Below are 16,807 nucleotides of genomic sequence, written 5' to 3'. Positions count from 1 at the left end.
TTTCGAGTGAGCGCATTATTTAATCCATCAAGCCTGACTACCCGTCAGATACCTCTTGAACAATGACCTGGCACCGTATGCCGGCATGATATTGAAGAACGCAAAACCGACCTTTATCGCGATCTGGACGTAAATCATGCTGAGTATCGCGCTGTTCTCCATCGTCCCGTAAAAGGCGATGTAGCAGAAAAGAAAACTGTCGATTATCACCGCAAACAAAGTACTCAGAAACACCCGCAAAAAGAGAAACCGGGAGTTGGTCAGTTCTTTGATTTTGCACAACAGATAAGAGTTTATATTTTCCGACACCAGAAACGATACAGACGAAGCTACCAGCACCGACGACAGCTGACTGATCACATCATTGTAAGGCCCGTCGAGCTTCCACCCGGGTAGCCCGGGAAGGTACGTAGTCATGGCCAGCAAAATGATAATGGCCGCATTACTGATGAAAGCGAAGAGTATCGCCTTGCGCGCCAACCGGAGGCCGAAGGTTTCATTCAGCAAGTCGACGATCAAAAACGTCAGCGGATACAGGAAAGTACCCGGCGTTACGACAATATCAAAATATTCCAGATAGATAGGCTTGGTCGCCGCAATGCTGGTAAAAATATAAAGCGTGAACAGCATCAGGTTCAGAATGATATAAATCATCCAGGAGCTCTCATGCCGATCATTTATTTCATAAGCGGTAAGCGACCCTCCCTGGGAGTAGAATTTCTTGTACAGATTCTTTACTTCTATCTTGTTCAGATTATCCATAATCTCACTATTCAACACTTCACTCAGCTTTATTTTAATTATCTTGCCTGTCGCAATGACCATGATCACCGCCAGGCTTTTTCCGTTTTCGAACCCCAACAGCTTATATTTGGTGTTTTCCCTTTCAACGCTGCAATCCATTAAATCGTTCCTCGATTATATCCCCGACAACACAAACACTCTCCAGCGCAAGATCAACTTCAGTTGTTATGAATAACCTTTTACTGACCTTGTCATACACCAGTTTTTCCTTGTCGATGCTTGCCGCGCCTTTCTGCACGATCAGCAGGTCGCCCGGTTCATTCATGCCACTGACTTCATTTTCCAGCAGGACGCCTATCAAATTGAAGGACGTTCCGAAATAGTAAGTCAGTGGAAAAATCGTCGCCAACTCGCCGATTCGCTTATCCAGATTCTGCAGAAGCAGACTTTCCTTGATGACAGGCACTGCCGCCGGGTTCATGTTGCCCTGCGGCGAGATGCTGCTGTCGATGATTTCCTTTTCTTCAAACGAGATCGTCTCTATCTCTTCGTAGGACACTCCGAAAAAGTCGGAAATCTTGCGCACAGTGGACTGCTGTACGTTGACCACTTTACCTTCAAGAATGTTGTAGATCGTGGTTCGGGTCAGTCCACTGGAATTACATAACGACAGCTGCGTTTCCCCACGACTCTTTATCAGGTACTTGATATTGTTCTTCAGATTCTCCGATCGTTCTCTTCTGTGCATGGAATGCTTACCGTCTTTTATAAAGGCAATTTGGAAATACCCCTCGAATCATCATTCAGGGACTCAACAGGCCCACTAGGAAATAGTTATACGGGTATTAGAGCCGCGGCAGATCATAGCATTCCCCCTCCCTGATTTCGGCATAAACATAGTGTCAACAACACCGCTGGTGTGAACCAAAAAGAACAGTTCGAATTCTGTACTGACCCGTCAGTTCTGCTTATCGGCCAGTAGAATCTCGTGAATAGCGATCCTTCCCGCCTGCAGTTTTACACCCTGAGGCCCGGAGAAAAGAATCATTTTATTTGAACAATGTTCATTTTTCTGATTAATTTTCTGGTGTTCCGCCGTATGCGACGGGCAACCGGGCTGTCGGCAGCGACCGCAGTCAGCAGAAAACGGGTCGTCGATACAGAGATTAGTTTGCGCGCACTGCCGCGAAAACAAGGAATCCGCTGTATCCGGTCGGTCAAGGGCAGAAACGCACGCACCCTCCGGTAAAACCAAGGAAGTCGCGCTCGTTCGCAGCGCGCTGCACACAGGGAAGGAATACAGACAATGGCAGTCCATACCGAACCGCTCATGAACCAGGCTGATCTGCTGCAACGGGGCCTGGCGGATCTGTGGGCGCAAGACGCCGAACTGGCAGGGATCCTCGACGCGGAAGTTGCCCGTCAGCACCAGGTGCTGTCGCTGGTCTCCTCCTCTTGCGCCGTCAGGCCCATGACCCTGGCCGCCTCCGCTTCGGCACTGGTCAATGTGACGGCCGAGGGGTTGCCCGGCAGACGTTACGGCGGCGGGTGCGAAAACGTCGATCTGGTCGAAGCGCTTGCCATCCGCAGAGCGCGGGAACTGTTCGATGCCCAGTACGCAAGCGTGCAATCGCATTCGGCATCAAACGCCAATTACCACGTGCTGACCGCCCTGCTCGAACCAGGCGATACCTTGCTGGGAATGGGCGTCAAATACGGCGGCCATCATACCCATGGCAGTTCCACCTCATTCGCCGGCATTTACTACAAGGCGATTCGGTACGGCACGACTTCAGCGGGGGTCATCGATTACGACCAGGTGCGCAAACTGGCGCTCGCCCATCGCCCACGCATCATCATGTGCGGCGCGACGGCGTACTCACGGGTCATCGATTTCCAACGATTTCGCGAGATTGCCGATGAAGCCGGCGCCATCCTGCTCGCCGATATTTAGCATATCGCCGGACTGGTTGCCACAGGGCGGCATCCCAGTCCGATCGACGTCGCACACGTCACCACCACCTGCACCCACAAACAACTCATGGGCCCGCGCGGCGGTCTGATCCTTTCGGGTCAAGCGGCGAACACCAAGGTGCCCGGCTTGAGGACGACATTCAGCCGCGCCCTCGACCAGGCCGTTTATCCGCGAATGCAGGGCGCGCCTGCCGTCAACATGATCGCTGCGAAGGCGGCGGCTCTGGCTTACGCAAAGTCCACGGAGTTCGACAGAAGCATGGGGCGGATTCGCAGCACGGCTGACGAGTTCGCCAGCGCCTTTCAGGCTCACGACTACGAAGTCGTCGGCGGGGGCAGTGAAAACCATACGGTATTGATTCGGTTGCGTGGCGGCATCACCGGCGCCATTGCCGAGTCGGCGCTGGAGCGTTGCGCAATTATCGTGGACAAATATCGTGTACCGGGCGAGACACGCCCTTCACTCATTACCAGCGGTCTGCGCATCGGCACGGGCTCCATCGCGCAGCGCAGAATCGATCCGCAGGGATGTCGCCAGATCGTCGATCTGATCTGCCGGATCCTCGACAGTGTGAGACCGATCAGCGAGCAGGATTACCTGCTGGAACCGGCCTTGCGCGAGCAATTCCGGTTGCAGACCGAAGCGTTCTGCACAGCCCATCCCATCGCCGAATACGTCTGACGACCAATAAAAAACCCGGCACATTGGCCGGGTTTCTCACTTTCTGCGTCTGGCTTACTTCGCGGCAGAACCCGCCGCGTGCAGCGCCTGCTGCGCCCCACGCTTGTTCTTGATCACGTAGCAGACCCACATGAACACGACCCACACCGGAATCGCGTACACCGAGATCTGGATGCCCGGGATCAGCAGCATCACGCCAAGGATGAACACCACGAACGCCAGGCAGATGTAGTTGCCGTACGGGTACCACAGCGCCTTGAACAGTGGTGTCTGCTGCGTCTTGTTCATGTGCTGTCGGAACTTGAAGTGCGAGAAGCTGATCATCGCCCAGTTGATCACCAGCGTTGCAACCACCAGCGACATCAGCAGTTCCAGCGCCTGCTGCGGGATCAGATAGTTGAGCAGCACGGCCACCAGCGTGACCGCTGCCGACGCCAGGATCGAACGCACCGGCACGCCGCGCTTGTCGATCTTCGCCAGACCTTTCGGCGCATCGCCCTGCTCGGCCATGCCCAGCAGCATGCGGCTGTTGCAGTAGGTGCCGCTGTTGTACACCGACAGCGCCGCGGTCAGCACCACGAAGTTGAGGATGTGCGCAGCGGTGTTGCTGCCGAGCATCGAGAACACCTGCACGAACGGGCTGCCGCTGTACGAATCGCCGGACGCGTTGAGGGTAGCCAGCAGGCTGTCCCAAGGAGTCAGCGACAGCAGGATCACCAGCGCGCCGATGTAGAAAATCAGGATGCGGTAGATCACCTGGTTGATCGCTTTCGGGATCACGGTTTTCGGCTTGTCGGCTTCGGCTGCAGTGAAACCGAGCATTTCCAGGCCACCGAAGGAGAACATGATGATCGCCATGGCCATCACCAGGCCGCTGACGCCGTTGGGAAAGAACCCGCCGTGCGACCACAGGTTACTGACCGAGGCCTGCGGGCCGCCATGGCCGCTGACCAGCAGGTAGCTGCCCAGCGCGATCATGCCGACGATCGCCACGACTTTGATGATCGCGAACCAGAATTCGGCCTCCCCGAAGACTTTGACGTTGGCCAGGTTGATCGCGTTGATCAGCACGAAGAAGGCGGCGGCGGTGACCCAGGTCGGGATGTCCGGCGCCCAGTAGTGGATGTACTTGCCGACCGCGGTCAGCTCCGACATGCCCACCAGAATGTACAGAATCCAGCAGTTCCAGCCCGACAGGAAACCGGCAAAACCGCCCCAGTACTTGTGCGCGAAATGGCTGAAGGAACCGGCCACCGGCTCTTCGACGATCATCTCGCCGAGCTGGCGCATGATCATGAAGGCGATGAAGCCGCAGATGGCGTAGCCGAGGATCATCGACGGGCCGGCGGATTTCAGCACCCCGGCCGAGCCGAGGAACAATCCGGTACCGATCGCGCCACCGAGGGCGATCAGTTGAATATGGCGATTTTTCAGGCCGCGTTTCAGCTCGCCTGATTGCGAGTTTTGTCCACTCATGAAAAAGGTCCCACGCAAGGTTTGATGATGTTCAGTAGACGTTGCTGCAAGGTTGCGATTTCAGACAACCCCGATCAAACCCCAGCGCAAGCACCAGGAATTCAGCGTTTTTACAACGGTCATGCGTCACCTGTTTGTTTTTATCTGTGACGAAATCGAACCCGACACGCTTGTGACGTGGCGGAGTGAACAAGGCGGATAACCTTGAGGTTTGCGCGATTACGCAGAGGGTCACAGTTAAAACGCGGCGCATTGTACACCGCTAACCCCCTGCTGCCAGACCCCGCTGGATCAGCGTGGCGCTTGCCGGGATTGCGTGGGTCCGCCTCGAGACACTCGGGCGGCTGCAAAAATTGAGTCAGGCCTTTGCAGGCCATCGACGGGGACGAGGAAAAAAACGTCCCACGGAGAGAAGTGGAGATCGATCACGGCGTTCATTGCGCCTCCTTCTTGTTATTCACCTGCACGACAGGCATGAGGCGCATCTCACCCTGCAAACAGCGCTGAAACAAGCGCGCCAGAGCCCTGCGCGACGCCTTTGCAGCCGGGCTTCGGCAGGTTTTCCTTACAGCGTCTGCAGAGAGGTAAATCCACTGGGCTTTACCGGTGTTTTCGTAAACTTTTCTTTACGAGGCGTAACGCAGATTTTCCATTTCGGAAAATTCTGTAGGACGTCTGCAAATTGACGGTAGCAAGCTTGCTAATGAAAGGTGCCGCTTAGTTTTTTGTTTTCAAATAAGAAATCCGCCGCTTAAAAACAGAATAAAAAGTTTATTTAAATTTTAAATAAATAATTTTTTGCATTACAAAACACCCTGAACTAGGTTCTTCACGTCTTGCCGGCCAACTCGACCGGCCAGTCATAACTGTGAAAGTCATCTAGGAGATCGACCATGCAAGCACTGGAAAAAGACCTGGACACCGAACTGCAACTGGACGAATGGTTCGAAGCACCGACCCATGAGGCGGCTGTGGAAATGATGCAAGCCGACGCGGTGGTTCCGTTCGGCACGGCGATGTGGCCTCTGTAAGACATCCCCGGGCAGGCACGATCCGGCCGGTCGTGCCTGCCGCTTTCTTCACGGTCAGTCAGGGAGGACTCATGGATAAGCCCCGCGCGATCTCGCATTTCCTTTACTACCTCGAACATCACCCTGCCCTTGCCGGTCTCGATTCAGCGAAGGTACTGCTCGGCCACACCGCCGATTACGAAGCCCTGACCGGCGCCATCGCCGAACAGGCCGGCGATCATCCCCGCTTCACGTTCAGTGCCCGTCGCCTGGACCTGGAAAGCACCGCAACGCTGACCGCGGCGATTGCCGACAGCGATCTGTACATTTTCTTCTACGACTCTTCCACCCTGCCCAACCCGCGCCCCGACGGCCCGGAGTTCGTTCGCGCCCTGCAGGGCGTGATGGCGGAAAACTGGAAGAAGTCGCTGCTGTTCAAGGATTACGGCGACTATTTCTACGACACTTTCAGCGTCACCCCGCAGCGCATCGCCGGGCTCAACAGCCACTTGATCCAGCGCATGTCCCAGGCCACCACACTAAGCTTTACCGACGAACATGGCTCGCGGTTCGAAACACCGCTGAGCAGCATCAAGAAGTGGACCGACATCAACGGCGTCGGCAACTTCGACCTGGCCCCCGGCGAAATCGCCACCCACAGCGAAGCCATCAACGGCCATGTGAAATTCAAGGGCACGTTCCTCAGCACCATCCCGTTTGCACGCAAGTACGGCGTGCTGGAGTCGCCACTGGAACTGTGGATCGAGAACTCGACCATCAGCCGCATCGCCACCGATGTGCCGGGGCTGGAACACGACTTCAACAAATACCTGGACGCCAACCCGTCAAACCGACGCATCGAGGAATTGGGGATTGGTACCAATGAAGGTGTGAAAGATCTGTATGCGCGCAATGCCGGGTTCGAAGAGCGGCATTGTGGGTTGCATCTGGGACTGGGCGGTGGGGCCAAGGGCAGTCATCACCTGGACCTGATCTTCTCCGGCGGGGTGTTGGCGCTGGATGACAAGCCAGTGTTTGATGGGCGGTTTGTGTTTTAGGCGATTGACGCCTTCGCGAGCAGGCTCGCTCCCACAGGAGATTTGTGTTCGACGCAATTCTAATGTGGGAGCGAGCCTGCTCGCGAAGAGGCCGAATCAGACGCTACATACCTTCCGCCAGACGAAAAAAAACGCCAACCCTGCGGTTGGCGTTTTTTGCTTTAGCTCGAAGCTTGCCGCTCAAAGCTCACAACTGCTTTATTCCGGCTTCTTGCGACCGAAACCCGGACGCTGACCGGAACCGGCCGGAGCACCACGACGCTTGCCCGACGGCTTGTCGCCGTCGACCAGTTTGATCCCCGGACGCTTCGGTGCAGGCTTGGCCGGACGCTTGTTGGTGGTGTCGGCAGGACGATCCGCCACCGGCGTACCGCGACCGGCCGGCGCACGACCTTCGCCACGCTCGGTACGACCACGCGGAGCGCGCTCGCCATCCGGACGTGCAGCCGGCTTGCGACCCGGACGCTCGCCTTCGATCTGCGGCTCACGGCTCGGACGCGGACCGGTCGGCGCGCCAGCGGCTGGACGCAGGGTACGCACGCGCTCGGTCTTGGCCATCGGCCGCGACGATTTGCGCTGCATACGCTCCAGCTTGTCCTTGCTCTTGGCGTTGAGTTGCGGCATCGCCACCGGGGTCAGGCCGACTTCGGCACTGAGCACGTCGACTTCGTACTGGCTCATTTCGCGCCAGCGGCCCATCGGCAGATCAGAGTTGAGGAACACCGGACCGAAACGCACGCGCTTCAGACGGCTGACCACCAGGCCCTGGGATTCCCACAGACGACGAACCTCACGGTTACGGCCTTCCATCACCACGCAGTGATACCAGTGGTTGAAGCCTTCGCCGCCCGGTGCCTGTTGAATGTCGGTGAAACGTGCCGGGCCGTCTTCCAGTACCACGCCGGCCTTCAGGCGCTCGATCATTTCGTCGTCGACTTCACCGCGTACACGCACGGCGTACTCACGGTCCATCTCGTAGGACGGGTGCATCAGGCGGTTGGCCAGCTCACCGTCGGTGGTGAACATCAGCAGACCGGTGGTGTTGATGTCGAGACGACCGATGTTGATCCAGCGGCCTTCTTTCGGACGCGGCAGCTTGTCGAACACGGTCGGACGGCCTTCCGGGTCGTCACGGGTGCAGATCTCGCCATCGGGCTTGTTGTACATGATCACGCGGCGCACCGATTCGGCAGCCTCTTCGCGCTTGATCACCTTGCCATCGATGGTGATCGCGTCGTGCATGTCGACGCGCAGGCCGAGGGTGGCGTCTTTGCCATTGACCTTGATCCGGCCCTGGCTGATCCAGGCTTCGACGTCACGGCGCGAGCCAACGCCGATACGGGCGAGGACTTTCTGCAGTTTTTCGCCTGCTGGGCCGATTTCCTGGTCGTCTTGCTGATTGATGTCACTCATCTGGGCACCTCCCGGTGTGGTCTGTTCAGGCGACGCCTGAAGCATTGAAATCTGGTTTTCGGGCGAAGGGATCGCCGAAGGGTCGCGAATCATACGCGGATGTGCGTCATCGCGCATCAGAGACTAGCTGATGGTTTGCTACTTATTTCTTTTTCCGCCGACCGGCGCCACCCAGCTTGATCAGGCGCAGCGCGGCTTCGGCCAGCACCGTGCGCTTGTCGTCCTTGTCGAGTTTCTTCCAGGCACGGATCTCGCGCTTGCTGCGGCCACAGCCGAGGCAGATGTCGTCGCTGAACTTGCACAGGCTGATGCACGGGTCTTTGGTTGAGCTCATCAGCATCTCCTGGCTGAACGTAGATCCAAATGTGGGAGCGAGCCTGCTCGCGAAAGGGTCCTGTCAGTCGACATCAACGTTGTCTGACACGCCGCATTCGCGAGCAGGCTCGCTCCCACAGTTGTTCGTTATCAGTCCTCGAATTCGCGGCGTTCGGCTTCGATGGCTTCCGCCAGCGCACGGGCTTCAGCTTCTTCTTCGCTCAGCTCGGGTTCAGGTTCTGGCACCGGTTGTTCGAGGGCAGCGACGGCGGCCAGGAGTTTTTCCCGGGCTTCGGCAACGCCCAGCACATCCTCTTCCGGTTCGGCTTCAGGCTCGGCCTCAAGTTCAACTTCAATCGCCGGCTCGACGGTCTCGACTCCCGGCTCAGTCGTCGACGCTTCACCATCCGCGGCATCGCGCAACAGATCATCGAAGTCGGTCTTGATCCCCTCCTCCATGCTGTCCAGCTCCAGCAACAGCGTGTGGAAACTGGTTTCTTCCTTCGGTTCTTCCGGGTCGGCGCTGGCGTCGGCCTGTTCCTGCAGGCCCTGCGGTGCCGGTGCGTCGTCGAAATCGAGGACCGGCTCGGTTTCCATCTCGCGCAGTTCCGCCAGCGGTGGCAAGTCTTCGAGGTTTTTCAGGTTGAAATGATCGAGAAACGCCTTGGTAGTAGCGAACATCGCCGGTTTGCCCGGCACGTCGCGGTAACCGACGATGCGGATCCACTCGCGCTCGATCAGCGTCTTGACGATGTTGGTGTTGACCGCCACGCCCCGCACGTCTTCGATCTCACCGCGGGTGATCGGCTGGCGATAGGCAATCAGCGCCATGGTTTCCAGCAGCGCCCGGGAATAGCGCTGCGGACGTTCTTCCCACAAACGTCCGACCCACGGCGAAAACTTCTCGCGGATCTGCAGGCGGTAGCCGGAGGCGACTTCCTTGAGCTCGAACGCGCGGCCCTCGCAGGACTTGGCCAGCAGGCTCAGGGCTTTCTTGAAGACCGGCGGTTCGGGGCGCTCGCCTTCTTCGAACAGTTCGTAGAGGCGTTCAAGCGATTGCGGTTTTCCCGAGGCCAACAGAAAGGCTTCAAGCAGGGGCGCCAGCTCGCGGGGTTCAGTCAGGTTCATGTTTCGACTCGTTATTCGGCTCGGGCTCGCACGTGGATCGCGGCGAACGGCTCATTCTGCACCAGCTCGACCAAGGATTCCTTGACCAGTTCAAGGATTGCCATAAAGGTCACCACCACGCCGAGGCGACCTTCCTCGGCGGTGAACAGCTCGACGAACGGCACAAAACCGCCGCCCTTGAGCCGTTCCAGCACATCGCTCATGCGCTCGCGGGTCGACAGTGCCTCGCGGCTGACCTGGTGGCTCTCGAACATGTCGCCCCGGCGCAGCACTTCGGCCATGGACATCAGAATCTCTTCCAGCGCGACATCCGGCAACAGCTTGCGCGCCCGGGCTTCGGGGGCGTCGAGCTTGGGCACGACCACATCGCGACCGACCCGGCTCAGGCCGTCGATGCCTTCGGCGGCAGCCTTGAAGCGCTCGTATTCCTGCAGGCGACGGATCAGTTCGGCGCGCGGGTCGTCCTCTTCATCTTCGACGGTTTCGGCGCGCGGCAAAAGCATCCGTGATTTGATCTCGGCCAGCATCGCCGCCATCACCAGATACTCGGCGGCCAGCTCCAGACGCACCGACTGCATCAATTCGACATAGCCCATGTACTGGCGGGTGATTTCCGCCACCGGGATGTCGAGGATGTTGATGTTCTGTTTGCGGATCAGGTACAGCAGCAAGTCGAGCGGGCCTTCGAAGGCTTCGAGAAACACTTCCAGCGCATCCGGCGGGATGTACAGGTCCAGCGGCATTTCCGTGACTGCCTGGCCATAGACCATGGCAAACGGCAGTTCCTGCTGGGCGCCGGCCTGGGGATCGACAACGGTCTCCACTGCGGACATTCAGGCCTCGACCATGAACGGCGCGGGGTCGCCGCAACCGACGCGGATCACTTCCGGGTCGTCGCCGGTCAGGTCAATCACGGTAGACGCCTTGATCCCGCCGAAACCGCCGTCGATGATCAGGTCCACCTGGTGTTCGAGCAATTGACGCATTTCGTACGGATCGCTCAGCGGATCTTCGTCGCCGGGCATGATCAGGGTCACGCTCATCAGCGGCTCGCCGAGTTCGGCCAGCAACGCCAGGGCAATCGGATGGCTCGGCACCCGCAGGCCGATGGTGCGTTTTTTCGGATGCAGCAACAGGCGCGGCACTTCGCGGGTGGCGTTGAGGATAAAGGTGTAAGGCCCCGGCAGATGCGCCTTGAGAATGCGGAAAGTGCCGGTGTCGATCTTGGCGTAGTTGCCCAGTTGCGACAGGTCGCTGCAGATCAGCGCGAAGTTGTGCTTCTCGTCGAGCTGGCGCAGACGGCGCACGCGCTCGATCGCGGTCTTGTCGCCGATCTGGCAACCGATGGCGTAGGAAGAGTCCGTGGGATAAATCACCACCCCGCCCTTGCGGATGATTTCGACTGCCTGTTTGATCAGGCGCGCTTGCGGGTTTTCCGGATGGATCTGGAAAAATTGACTCACGTTTTCTACCTGTTCAGACGGCGGCAATATCTGTGTCATGTTTGAACCGACACCACAGGGGTGGAAGGTCCTCGGGAACCGGCCGGTACTGGCCAATCTCGGACCAGCCTCCAGGGCCATGGAAATCACTGCCGGAGCTGACCAGCAGACCGAACTCGCGGGCAAGGATGGCCAGGCTGCCGACCTGTTCCGCGGGCTGATGGCCATTGACCACTTCGATTGCATGCCCGCCCGCTTGAATATAGTCGGCAATCAGCTTTCGGCGCTTGCTGCGGGTGAAATCGTAGTGCCATGGATGCGCCAGACTGACCCACGCCCCGGCGGCGCGCAGGGTGCCGACGGTGTCTTCCAGCGTCGGCCAGTGTTGCTTGACGTCACCCAGCTTGCCGGCGCCGAGCCATTTGCGGAATGCTTCGGCGCGATCCTTTACAAAACCTTCACGCACCATCCAGTCGGCGAAATGCGGACGGGCCGGGGCGTTGCCGCTGTCGCCCAGCTCCTGCTGGATCTGCCGGGCGCCGTCGAGGGCACCGGGCATACCTTTGAGGCCGAGCTTGCGGCTTATTTCTTCCGACCGCAGCCAGCGGCCATCGTGCAATCGGGCGATCGCCTCGACCAGTGGCGCGGCGTTGACGTCGAAACCGTAGCCCAGCACGTGGATGGTCGCGCCGCCCCAGGTGCAGGACAGTTCGACGCCATTGACCAGTTGCATGCCCAGTTCTTCGGCGGCGCTGCGCGCTTCGGCGAGGCCTTCGAGGGTGTCATGATCGGTCAACGAAAGGATTCGCACGCCGTTTTCGAACGCACGCACAACCAGAATCGCTGGCGCCAGGGCGCCATCGGAGGCCGTGCTGTGGCAATGCAAATCAACATTCACGGGGAGTTGTAACCTCAAATCAGCTGGCGCTATCGCGCGCCCATATGTTTGTTATTATGCCGCCACATCCAGCTTCTGGCTCTCACTGTGAAACAATTCATCGATTTCATCCCGCTTCTGCTGTTTTTCATCGTTTACAAACTTGATCCACGGGTTGTCGATATCACCGGTCACGAAGTCACTGTAGGTGGTATTTACAGCGCCACGGCGATGCTGATCATCAGCTCCCTGGTGGTCTACGGCGCGTTGTTCATCAAACAGCGCAAGCTGGAAAAGAGCCAATGGCTGACCCTGATCGCCTGCCTGGTGTTCGGCAGCCTGACCCTGGCCTTCCACAGCGAGACCTTCCTCAAATGGAAAGCCCCGGTGGTCAACTGGCTGTTTGCCCTGGCCTTCATCGGCAGCCACTTCATCGGTGACCGCCTGCTGATCAAACGCATCATGGGCCACGCGCTGACCCTGCCGGATCCGGTCTGGACCCGCCTGAACATCGCCTGGATCGCCTTTTTCCTGTTCTGCGGGGCTGCCAACCTGTTCGTGGCGTTCACCTTCCAGAGCATCTGGGTCGACTTCAAGGTGTTCGGCAGCCTGGGCATGACCGTGCTGTTCCTGGTCGGTCAGGGCATCTACCTGTCCCGCCATCTGCATGACGCCGATACCACAACACCAAAAACCGAGGACTGACATGCTCTACGCAATCATTGCCACCGACGTCGCCAACTCGCTCGAAGCCCGCCTCGCCGCGCGCCCCGCCCACCTCGAACGCCTGCAAGTGCTCAAGGGCGAAGGCCGCATCGTACTGGCCGGCCCGCACCCGGCGGTCGACAGCAATGATCCGGGCGCTGCGGGTTTCACCGGCAGCCTGATCGTCGCCGAATTCGACTCCCTGAGCGCCGCCCAGGCCTGGGCCGACGCCGATCCGTACATCGCCGCCGGCGTGTACGCCAACGTGATCGTCAAGCCGTTCAAGCAAGTCTTGCCGTAACCAAGGAATGTGGAGGGGCTCTGTGGCGAGGGGATTTATCCCCGATGGTTGCGCAGCAACCCAAAGCCATCCAATGCGGTGTGCCTGACACACCGCATGCTCCCATTTCAGGTCTGCTTCGCAGCCCATCGGGGCGGTGCGACGTTTCGCTGAATCCCCTCACCACAACAGCTCTCTCGCCACACTCAACCCACTCCAAGCACTGAACCTTCCCGCTTCTCACCGCTCTCAATCGCTCATTATTCTCGTTTTCCTGCCGACAACCTGCCCAATATCCATTTGCAAGCAGGAATCGCAATGCGCAAAGGTCCGTTGTGTCTGATGTGGGTCACGTTGTCGATCATGGCGCCCGCCCATGGTGAGGAAACCACCGAAAGCGGCAGCTCCACGCCATTGTCGTTAAGTGCCGGCAGTCAGATTACCGAACTGCAGCAGCGCCTGAAGGCCAGCGAGCAGCAGCGGGAAGAACTGAGCAAACAACTGCAAAATGCCGATAACACCCGCGAAAGCGCCCAGCTTGCCCGGTTGCGTCAGGAGAACCAGCGCCTGAAGCTGCAGCTCAAGGAAGCCCAGGCCAGTCCATTGCCGCGTCTGTTGACCGAACAGCAGCAATGGTTCGTCACCGGCGCCGGGGTAGCGCTATTGGCGCTGCTGTGCGGTATCTTTGCCAGTGGAGCAAGCCGAAAACGTCGGCAATGGCTAAATTGAGTGAGTCATGAGCGAGCTGTTACTGATTGATGATGACCAGGAGTTGTGCGAACTCCTGAGTAGCTGGCTGAGCCAGGAAGGCTTCCAGGTACGCGCCTGCCACGATGGCCAGAGCGCGCGCAAAGCGTTGGCCGAATCTGCCCCGGCGGCGGTGGTGCTGGACGTGATGCTGCCCGACGGCAGCGGTCTGGAACTGCTCAAGCAATTGCGCAGCGAACACGCCGATTTGCCAGTGCTGATGCTCTCGGCCCGTGGCGAACCGCTGGATCGCATCCTCGGTCTGGAGCTGGGCGCCGACGATTACCTGGCCAAACCCTGCGATCCGCGTGAACTCACCGCACGCCTGCGTGCCGTATTGCGCCGCAGTCACCCGGCTGCCGTGTCGACCCAGCTCGAACTCGGCGACCTGAGCTTCAGCCCGGTGCGTGGCGTGGTCAGCATCGACGAGAAAGAACTGACTCTCACCGTTTCCGAAAGTCGTTTGCTCGAAGCCCTGCTCAAGCAGCCCGGCGAGCCGCTGGACAAACAGGAACTGGCGCAACTGGCCCTCGGCCGCAAACTGACCCTGTACGACCGCAGCCTCGACATGCACGTCAGCAACCTGCGCAAGAAGATCGGCCCCCACCCCGACGGTCGCCCGCGAATCGTCGCCCTGCGCAGCCGCGGTTACTACTACAGCCTCTGATCCAACCACCGCGACGAGGTCGTCCGACACAACGACGCCCCCCTGTAGGAGCTGCCGAAGGCTGCGATCTTTGCTTTTGAAGATCAAAAGGTCGCAGCGTGCCGCAGCTCCTGCAGGGGGATATGTGTAAGGCTGGAAACAAAGCGTCTTTACTCAAGCTTTACGCAGCGCTGACCGCCGCTGACCTTGATCTCCGTAATCTGAACTCATCCGGAACGTACCGGGAACGAGACAAGGAGATACACCATGCGCAAGACTCTTATCGCTCTGATGTTCGCTGCCGCTCTGCCAACCGTCGCCATGGCCATGCCACAGGATGGTGGCCCGATGGGTGGCCCGCTCGACGGCCCACGCCACGGCGGTCAGATGCACGGCGAGCACGGCAAAGGCCCGTACAGCCAACTCGACCTGTCCCGTGAACAACGTGATCAGATCCGCAAGATCATGGGCGAGCAGATGCATGAGCGTCGCCAGGTAGTCGAGAAGTACCTGGAAAAACTCTCGCCGGCCGACCAGAAAGCCATGAAAGACGAGATGGCCGCCAACCACAAGAAAGCCGAAGCTGACGTACGCAACCTGCTGAAACCGGATCAACAGAAGAAATTCGACGAGATCCAGAAGAAACAGGCTGAACGCCGCGCCGAATGGGCCGAGTTCAAAGCGTGGAAAGCGCAACAACCGCAAAAAGCGCAATAATGCGATAACCTCGGATCCGACGGCTAAGCGCCGTCGGTTCTGTTGCCACTCAATCCAAATGTGGGAGCGGGCTTGCTCGCGAATACGGTGTATCAGACAAAGTAATGTTGACTGACACACCGCATTCGCGAGCAAGCCCGTTCCCACATTGTTGAGTTTTTTGTTTGATTGAGGATTTTCTGTGCGTTCATTGTTCTGGCGTATTCTCGCAAGCTTCTGGCTGGCCATTGCTCTAGTGGCGGGGCTGTCGATTCTGCTCGGGCACATGCTCAACCAGGACGCGTGGATCCTCAGCCGCCATCCCGGCCTCAACACCCTGGCCGCCGAATGGACGCAAACCTACGAAGCCCAGGGCGAGGATGCCGCGCAGGACATCCTCGAACAACGCAAGCGCCAATATCACATCGATGTCCAGGTGCTGAACGAAAGCGGCGACCCGGTAGTGCGTGGCACCTTCCCTCGCAGGGCCGCCGCTTTCGAAGCCCGGCAGAACAACGATGATCGACGCCTGCCCTGGCGGCGCCTGACCGACGAATTCACCAGCGAAAAAACCGGCGACACCTATCTGTTCATCTTCCGCATCCCGCACCCGGAGCTCGACGCCTGGCACCGCGAAAGCCTGCTCTGGCCGCTCAGTGCGCTGGGCATTGCGCTGGTGGTGCTGACCCTGTTCAGCCTGCTGGTGACCTTCTCCATCACCCGCCCGCTCAGTCGTTTACGCGGTGCGGTGCATGATCTGGGGCAGACCACCTATCAGCAGAACAGCCTGGCGAAACTGGCCAACCGTCGCGATGAGTTCGGCGTGCTGGCCAACGACTTCAACCGCATGGGCGCGCGCCTGCAAAGCCTGATCGGCAGTCAGCGCCAGTTGCTGCGCGATGTGTCCCACGAACTGCGCTCACCCTTGGCACGGCTGCGCATCGCCTTGGCGCTGGCGGAACGGGCCAACCCCGAAGAACGGGGAAAGCTCTGGCCACGCCTGACCCGCGAATGTGATCGGCTGGAAGCGCTGATCAGCGAAATTCTGGTGCTGGCGCGAGTCGATGCCGACAACGCCAGTGCTGAAGAAGTAGACCTGAATGCGCTGCTCGGCACCCTGCAGAAAGACGCGCAACTTGGCTCGCCGGAGCAGACCGTGCGCCTGGATGCCGAACCACACCTGACGCTGACCGGCTGGCCGACCATGATCGAGCGCGCCGTCGATAACCTTTTGCGCAACGCCCAACGCTTCAACCCGGTGGGGCAGGCAATCGAATTGCAGGCCACACGTCAGGGCGAACGAATTGTGGTGAGTGCGCGCGACCACGGGCCGGGCGTGCAGGCCGAGCATCTGAGCCAGTTGGGCGAGCCGTTCTACCGGGCGCCGGGGCAGACGGCGGCCGGGCATGGTCTGGGCCTGGCGATTGCCAAGCGCGCGGCGGAGCGGCATGGCGGGAGTCTGCTGCTGGCCAATCATCCTGAGGGCGGGTTTGTCGCCAGCCTGGAATTGCCGTTGGTGCCGGGCGCCGTCGTGCAACCCTGATCAAACCTGTAGGAGTGAGCCTGCTCGCGATAGCGGTGGATCAGACAAAAATTCATTGACTGATCCACCGC

17 protein-coding genes and 1 pseudogene are annotated in these 16,807 nt (G+C 59.1%); 9 read left to right on the top strand and 9 right to left on the bottom strand.

The genetic code is table 11. The features are described from left to right. Positions 1 to 27 precede the first annotated feature (27 nt). Positions 28 to 903, bottom strand: coding sequence for a queuosine precursor transporter (locus tag AC3WMV_RS22440; RefSeq protein ID WP_027613965.1), 876 nt, complete (start codon positions 901 to 903; stop codon positions 28 to 30). Then, a complete protein-coding gene (locus AC3WMV_RS22435) occupies positions 887 to 1,492 on the bottom strand; it encodes a helix-turn-helix transcriptional regulator (RefSeq protein WP_027613966.1) in 606 nt (201 codons plus the stop codon). The genes AC3WMV_RS22440 and AC3WMV_RS22435 overlap by 17 nt, the downstream gene beginning before the upstream one ends. A gap of 558 nt (positions 1,493 to 2,050) precedes the next feature. Between AC3WMV_RS22435 and glyA the strand changes: the two are divergent. After that, a pseudogene (gene glyA / locus AC3WMV_RS22430) lies at positions 2,051 to 3,400 on the top strand (serine hydroxymethyltransferase). Between the two features lie 54 nt (positions 3,401 to 3,454). Here the strand turns inward: glyA and AC3WMV_RS22425 are convergent. After that, a complete protein-coding gene (locus AC3WMV_RS22425; RefSeq protein WP_027613968.1) occupies positions 3,455 to 4,876 on the bottom strand; it encodes an amino acid permease in 1,422 nt (473 codons plus the stop codon). Positions 4,877 to 5,769: 893 nt separating this feature from the next. Between AC3WMV_RS22425 and AC3WMV_RS22420 the strand changes: the two genes are divergently transcribed. Together AC3WMV_RS22420 and AC3WMV_RS22415 are read left to right on the top strand one after the other, a co-directional pair. Beyond that, positions 5,770 to 5,907 (top strand): hypothetical protein, encoded by a 138-nt coding sequence (locus AC3WMV_RS22420; protein WP_003222780.1) that lies wholly within the window; start codon positions 5,770 to 5,772, stop codon positions 5,905 to 5,907. 71 nt (positions 5,908 to 5,978) lie between these two features. Further along, positions 5,979 to 6,944 (top strand): M29 family metallopeptidase, encoded by a 966-nt coding sequence (locus tag AC3WMV_RS22415; protein ID WP_027613969.1) that lies wholly within the window; start codon positions 5,979 to 5,981, stop codon positions 6,942 to 6,944. Positions 6,945 to 7,142: 198 nt separating this feature from the next. Here the strand turns inward: AC3WMV_RS22415 and rluB are convergent, their stop codons facing one another. From rluB to AC3WMV_RS22385, 6 genes are all read right to left on the bottom strand, one after another. Further along, positions 7,143 to 8,357 (bottom strand): 23S rRNA pseudouridine(2605) synthase RluB, encoded by a 1,215-nt coding sequence (gene rluB / locus AC3WMV_RS22410; RefSeq protein WP_027613970.1) that lies wholly within the window; start codon positions 8,355 to 8,357, stop codon positions 7,143 to 7,145. 142 nt (positions 8,358 to 8,499) lie between these two features. Then, entirely contained in the window at positions 8,500 to 8,691 is a 192-nt protein-coding gene (locus AC3WMV_RS22405; RefSeq protein WP_047292462.1) for a DUF1289 domain-containing protein, read from the bottom strand. Between the two features lie 131 nt (positions 8,692 to 8,822). Further along, a complete protein-coding gene (scpB, locus tag AC3WMV_RS22400; protein WP_103368137.1) occupies positions 8,823 to 9,800 on the bottom strand; it encodes an SMC-Scp complex subunit ScpB in 978 nt (325 codons plus the stop codon). 11 nt (positions 9,801 to 9,811) lie between these two features. Further along, positions 9,812 to 10,633, bottom strand: coding sequence for a segregation and condensation protein A (locus tag AC3WMV_RS22395; RefSeq protein WP_007966015.1), 822 nt, complete (start codon positions 10,631 to 10,633; stop codon positions 9,812 to 9,814). Next, entirely contained in the window at positions 10,634 to 11,263 is a 630-nt protein-coding gene (locus AC3WMV_RS22390) for an L-threonylcarbamoyladenylate synthase (protein ID WP_007966016.1), read from the bottom strand. Positions 11,264 to 11,276: 13 nt separating this feature from the next. Then, positions 11,277 to 12,140, bottom strand: coding sequence for a PHP domain-containing protein (locus tag AC3WMV_RS22385; protein WP_103368138.1), 864 nt, complete (start codon positions 12,138 to 12,140; stop codon positions 11,277 to 11,279). Positions 12,141 to 12,227: 87 nt separating this feature from the next. Between AC3WMV_RS22385 and AC3WMV_RS22380 the strand changes: the two genes are divergently transcribed. The 6 genes from AC3WMV_RS22380 (at position 12,228) to AC3WMV_RS22355 (ending at position 16,736) form a co-directional block, all read left to right on the top strand. Next, positions 12,228 to 12,824 (top strand): septation protein A, encoded by a 597-nt coding sequence (locus AC3WMV_RS22380; RefSeq protein ID WP_097090169.1) that lies wholly within the window; start codon positions 12,228 to 12,230, stop codon positions 12,822 to 12,824. A gap of 1 nt (position 12,825) precedes the next feature. Further along, positions 12,826 to 13,125: a YciI family protein gene (locus AC3WMV_RS22375; protein WP_007966019.1), complete on the top strand. Its 300-nt coding sequence runs from the start codon at positions 12,826 to 12,828 to the stop codon at positions 13,123 to 13,125. A gap of 297 nt (positions 13,126 to 13,422) precedes the next feature. Further along, positions 13,423 to 13,833 carry an SH3 domain-containing protein gene (locus AC3WMV_RS22370; RefSeq protein ID WP_027613976.1) on the top strand — a complete coding sequence of 137 codons (411 nt, stop codon included), beginning with the start codon at positions 13,423 to 13,425 and terminating at the stop codon, positions 13,831 to 13,833. Positions 13,834 to 13,840: 7 nt separating this feature from the next. Beyond that, the gene (locus AC3WMV_RS22365; protein ID WP_007966021.1) at positions 13,841 to 14,518 is read left to right on the top strand and encodes a response regulator transcription factor; all 678 of its coding nucleotides are present in this window, start codon (positions 13,841 to 13,843) and stop codon (positions 14,516 to 14,518) included. 246 nt (positions 14,519 to 14,764) lie between these two features. Continuing rightward, the gene (locus AC3WMV_RS22360; protein WP_047600020.1) at positions 14,765 to 15,214 is read left to right on the top strand and encodes a Spy/CpxP family protein refolding chaperone; all 450 of its coding nucleotides are present in this window, start codon (positions 14,765 to 14,767) and stop codon (positions 15,212 to 15,214) included. A 181-nt stretch (positions 15,215 to 15,395) separates the two neighbouring features. Continuing rightward, positions 15,396 to 16,736 (top strand): sensor histidine kinase, encoded by a 1,341-nt coding sequence (locus AC3WMV_RS22355; protein ID WP_103368139.1) that lies wholly within the window; start codon positions 15,396 to 15,398, stop codon positions 16,734 to 16,736. Positions 16,737 to 16,807: the final 71 nt, after the last annotated feature.

It is taken from the genome of Pseudomonas sp. FW305-3-2-15-E-TSA4, from assembly GCF_058787295.1.
The sequence above is the reverse complement of the archived record's forward strand: the minus strand, read 5'-3'. Positions and strand labels throughout refer to the sequence as shown.

Bases quoted from the DNA above. Each gene is read 5' to 3' on its own strand.
- AC3WMV_RS22440 (WP_027613965.1), bottom strand. From the start codon at position 903: ATGGATTGCAGCGTTGAAAGGGAAAACACCAAATATAAGCTGTTGGGG.
- AC3WMV_RS22435 (WP_027613966.1), bottom strand. From the start codon at position 1,492: ATGCACAGAAGAGAACGATCGGAGAATCTGAAGAACAATATCAAGTAC.
- AC3WMV_RS22425 (WP_027613968.1), bottom strand. From the start codon at position 4,876: ATGAGTGGACAAAACTCGCAATCAGGCGAGCTGAAACGCGGCCTGAAA.
- AC3WMV_RS22420 (WP_003222780.1), top strand. From the start codon at position 5,770: ATGCAAGCACTGGAAAAAGACCTGGACACCGAACTGCAACTGGACGAA.
- AC3WMV_RS22415 (WP_027613969.1), top strand. From the start codon at position 5,979: ATGGATAAGCCCCGCGCGATCTCGCATTTCCTTTACTACCTCGAACAT.
- rluB (WP_027613970.1), bottom strand. From the start codon at position 8,357: ATGAGTGACATCAATCAGCAAGACGACCAGGAAATCGGCCCAGCAGGC.
- AC3WMV_RS22405 (WP_047292462.1), bottom strand. From the start codon at position 8,691: ATGAGCTCAACCAAAGACCCGTGCATCAGCCTGTGCAAGTTCAGCGAC.
- scpB (WP_103368137.1), bottom strand. From the start codon at position 9,800: ATGAACCTGACTGAACCCCGCGAGCTGGCGCCCCTGCTTGAAGCCTTT.
- AC3WMV_RS22395 (WP_007966015.1), bottom strand. From the start codon at position 10,633: ATGTCCGCAGTGGAGACCGTTGTCGATCCCCAGGCCGGCGCCCAGCAG.
- AC3WMV_RS22375 (WP_007966019.1), top strand. From the start codon at position 12,826: ATGCTCTACGCAATCATTGCCACCGACGTCGCCAACTCGCTCGAAGCC.
- AC3WMV_RS22370 (WP_027613976.1), top strand. From the start codon at position 13,423: ATGCGCAAAGGTCCGTTGTGTCTGATGTGGGTCACGTTGTCGATCATG.
- AC3WMV_RS22365 (WP_007966021.1), top strand. From the start codon at position 13,841: ATGAGCGAGCTGTTACTGATTGATGATGACCAGGAGTTGTGCGAACTC.
- AC3WMV_RS22360 (WP_047600020.1), top strand. From the start codon at position 14,765: ATGCGCAAGACTCTTATCGCTCTGATGTTCGCTGCCGCTCTGCCAACC.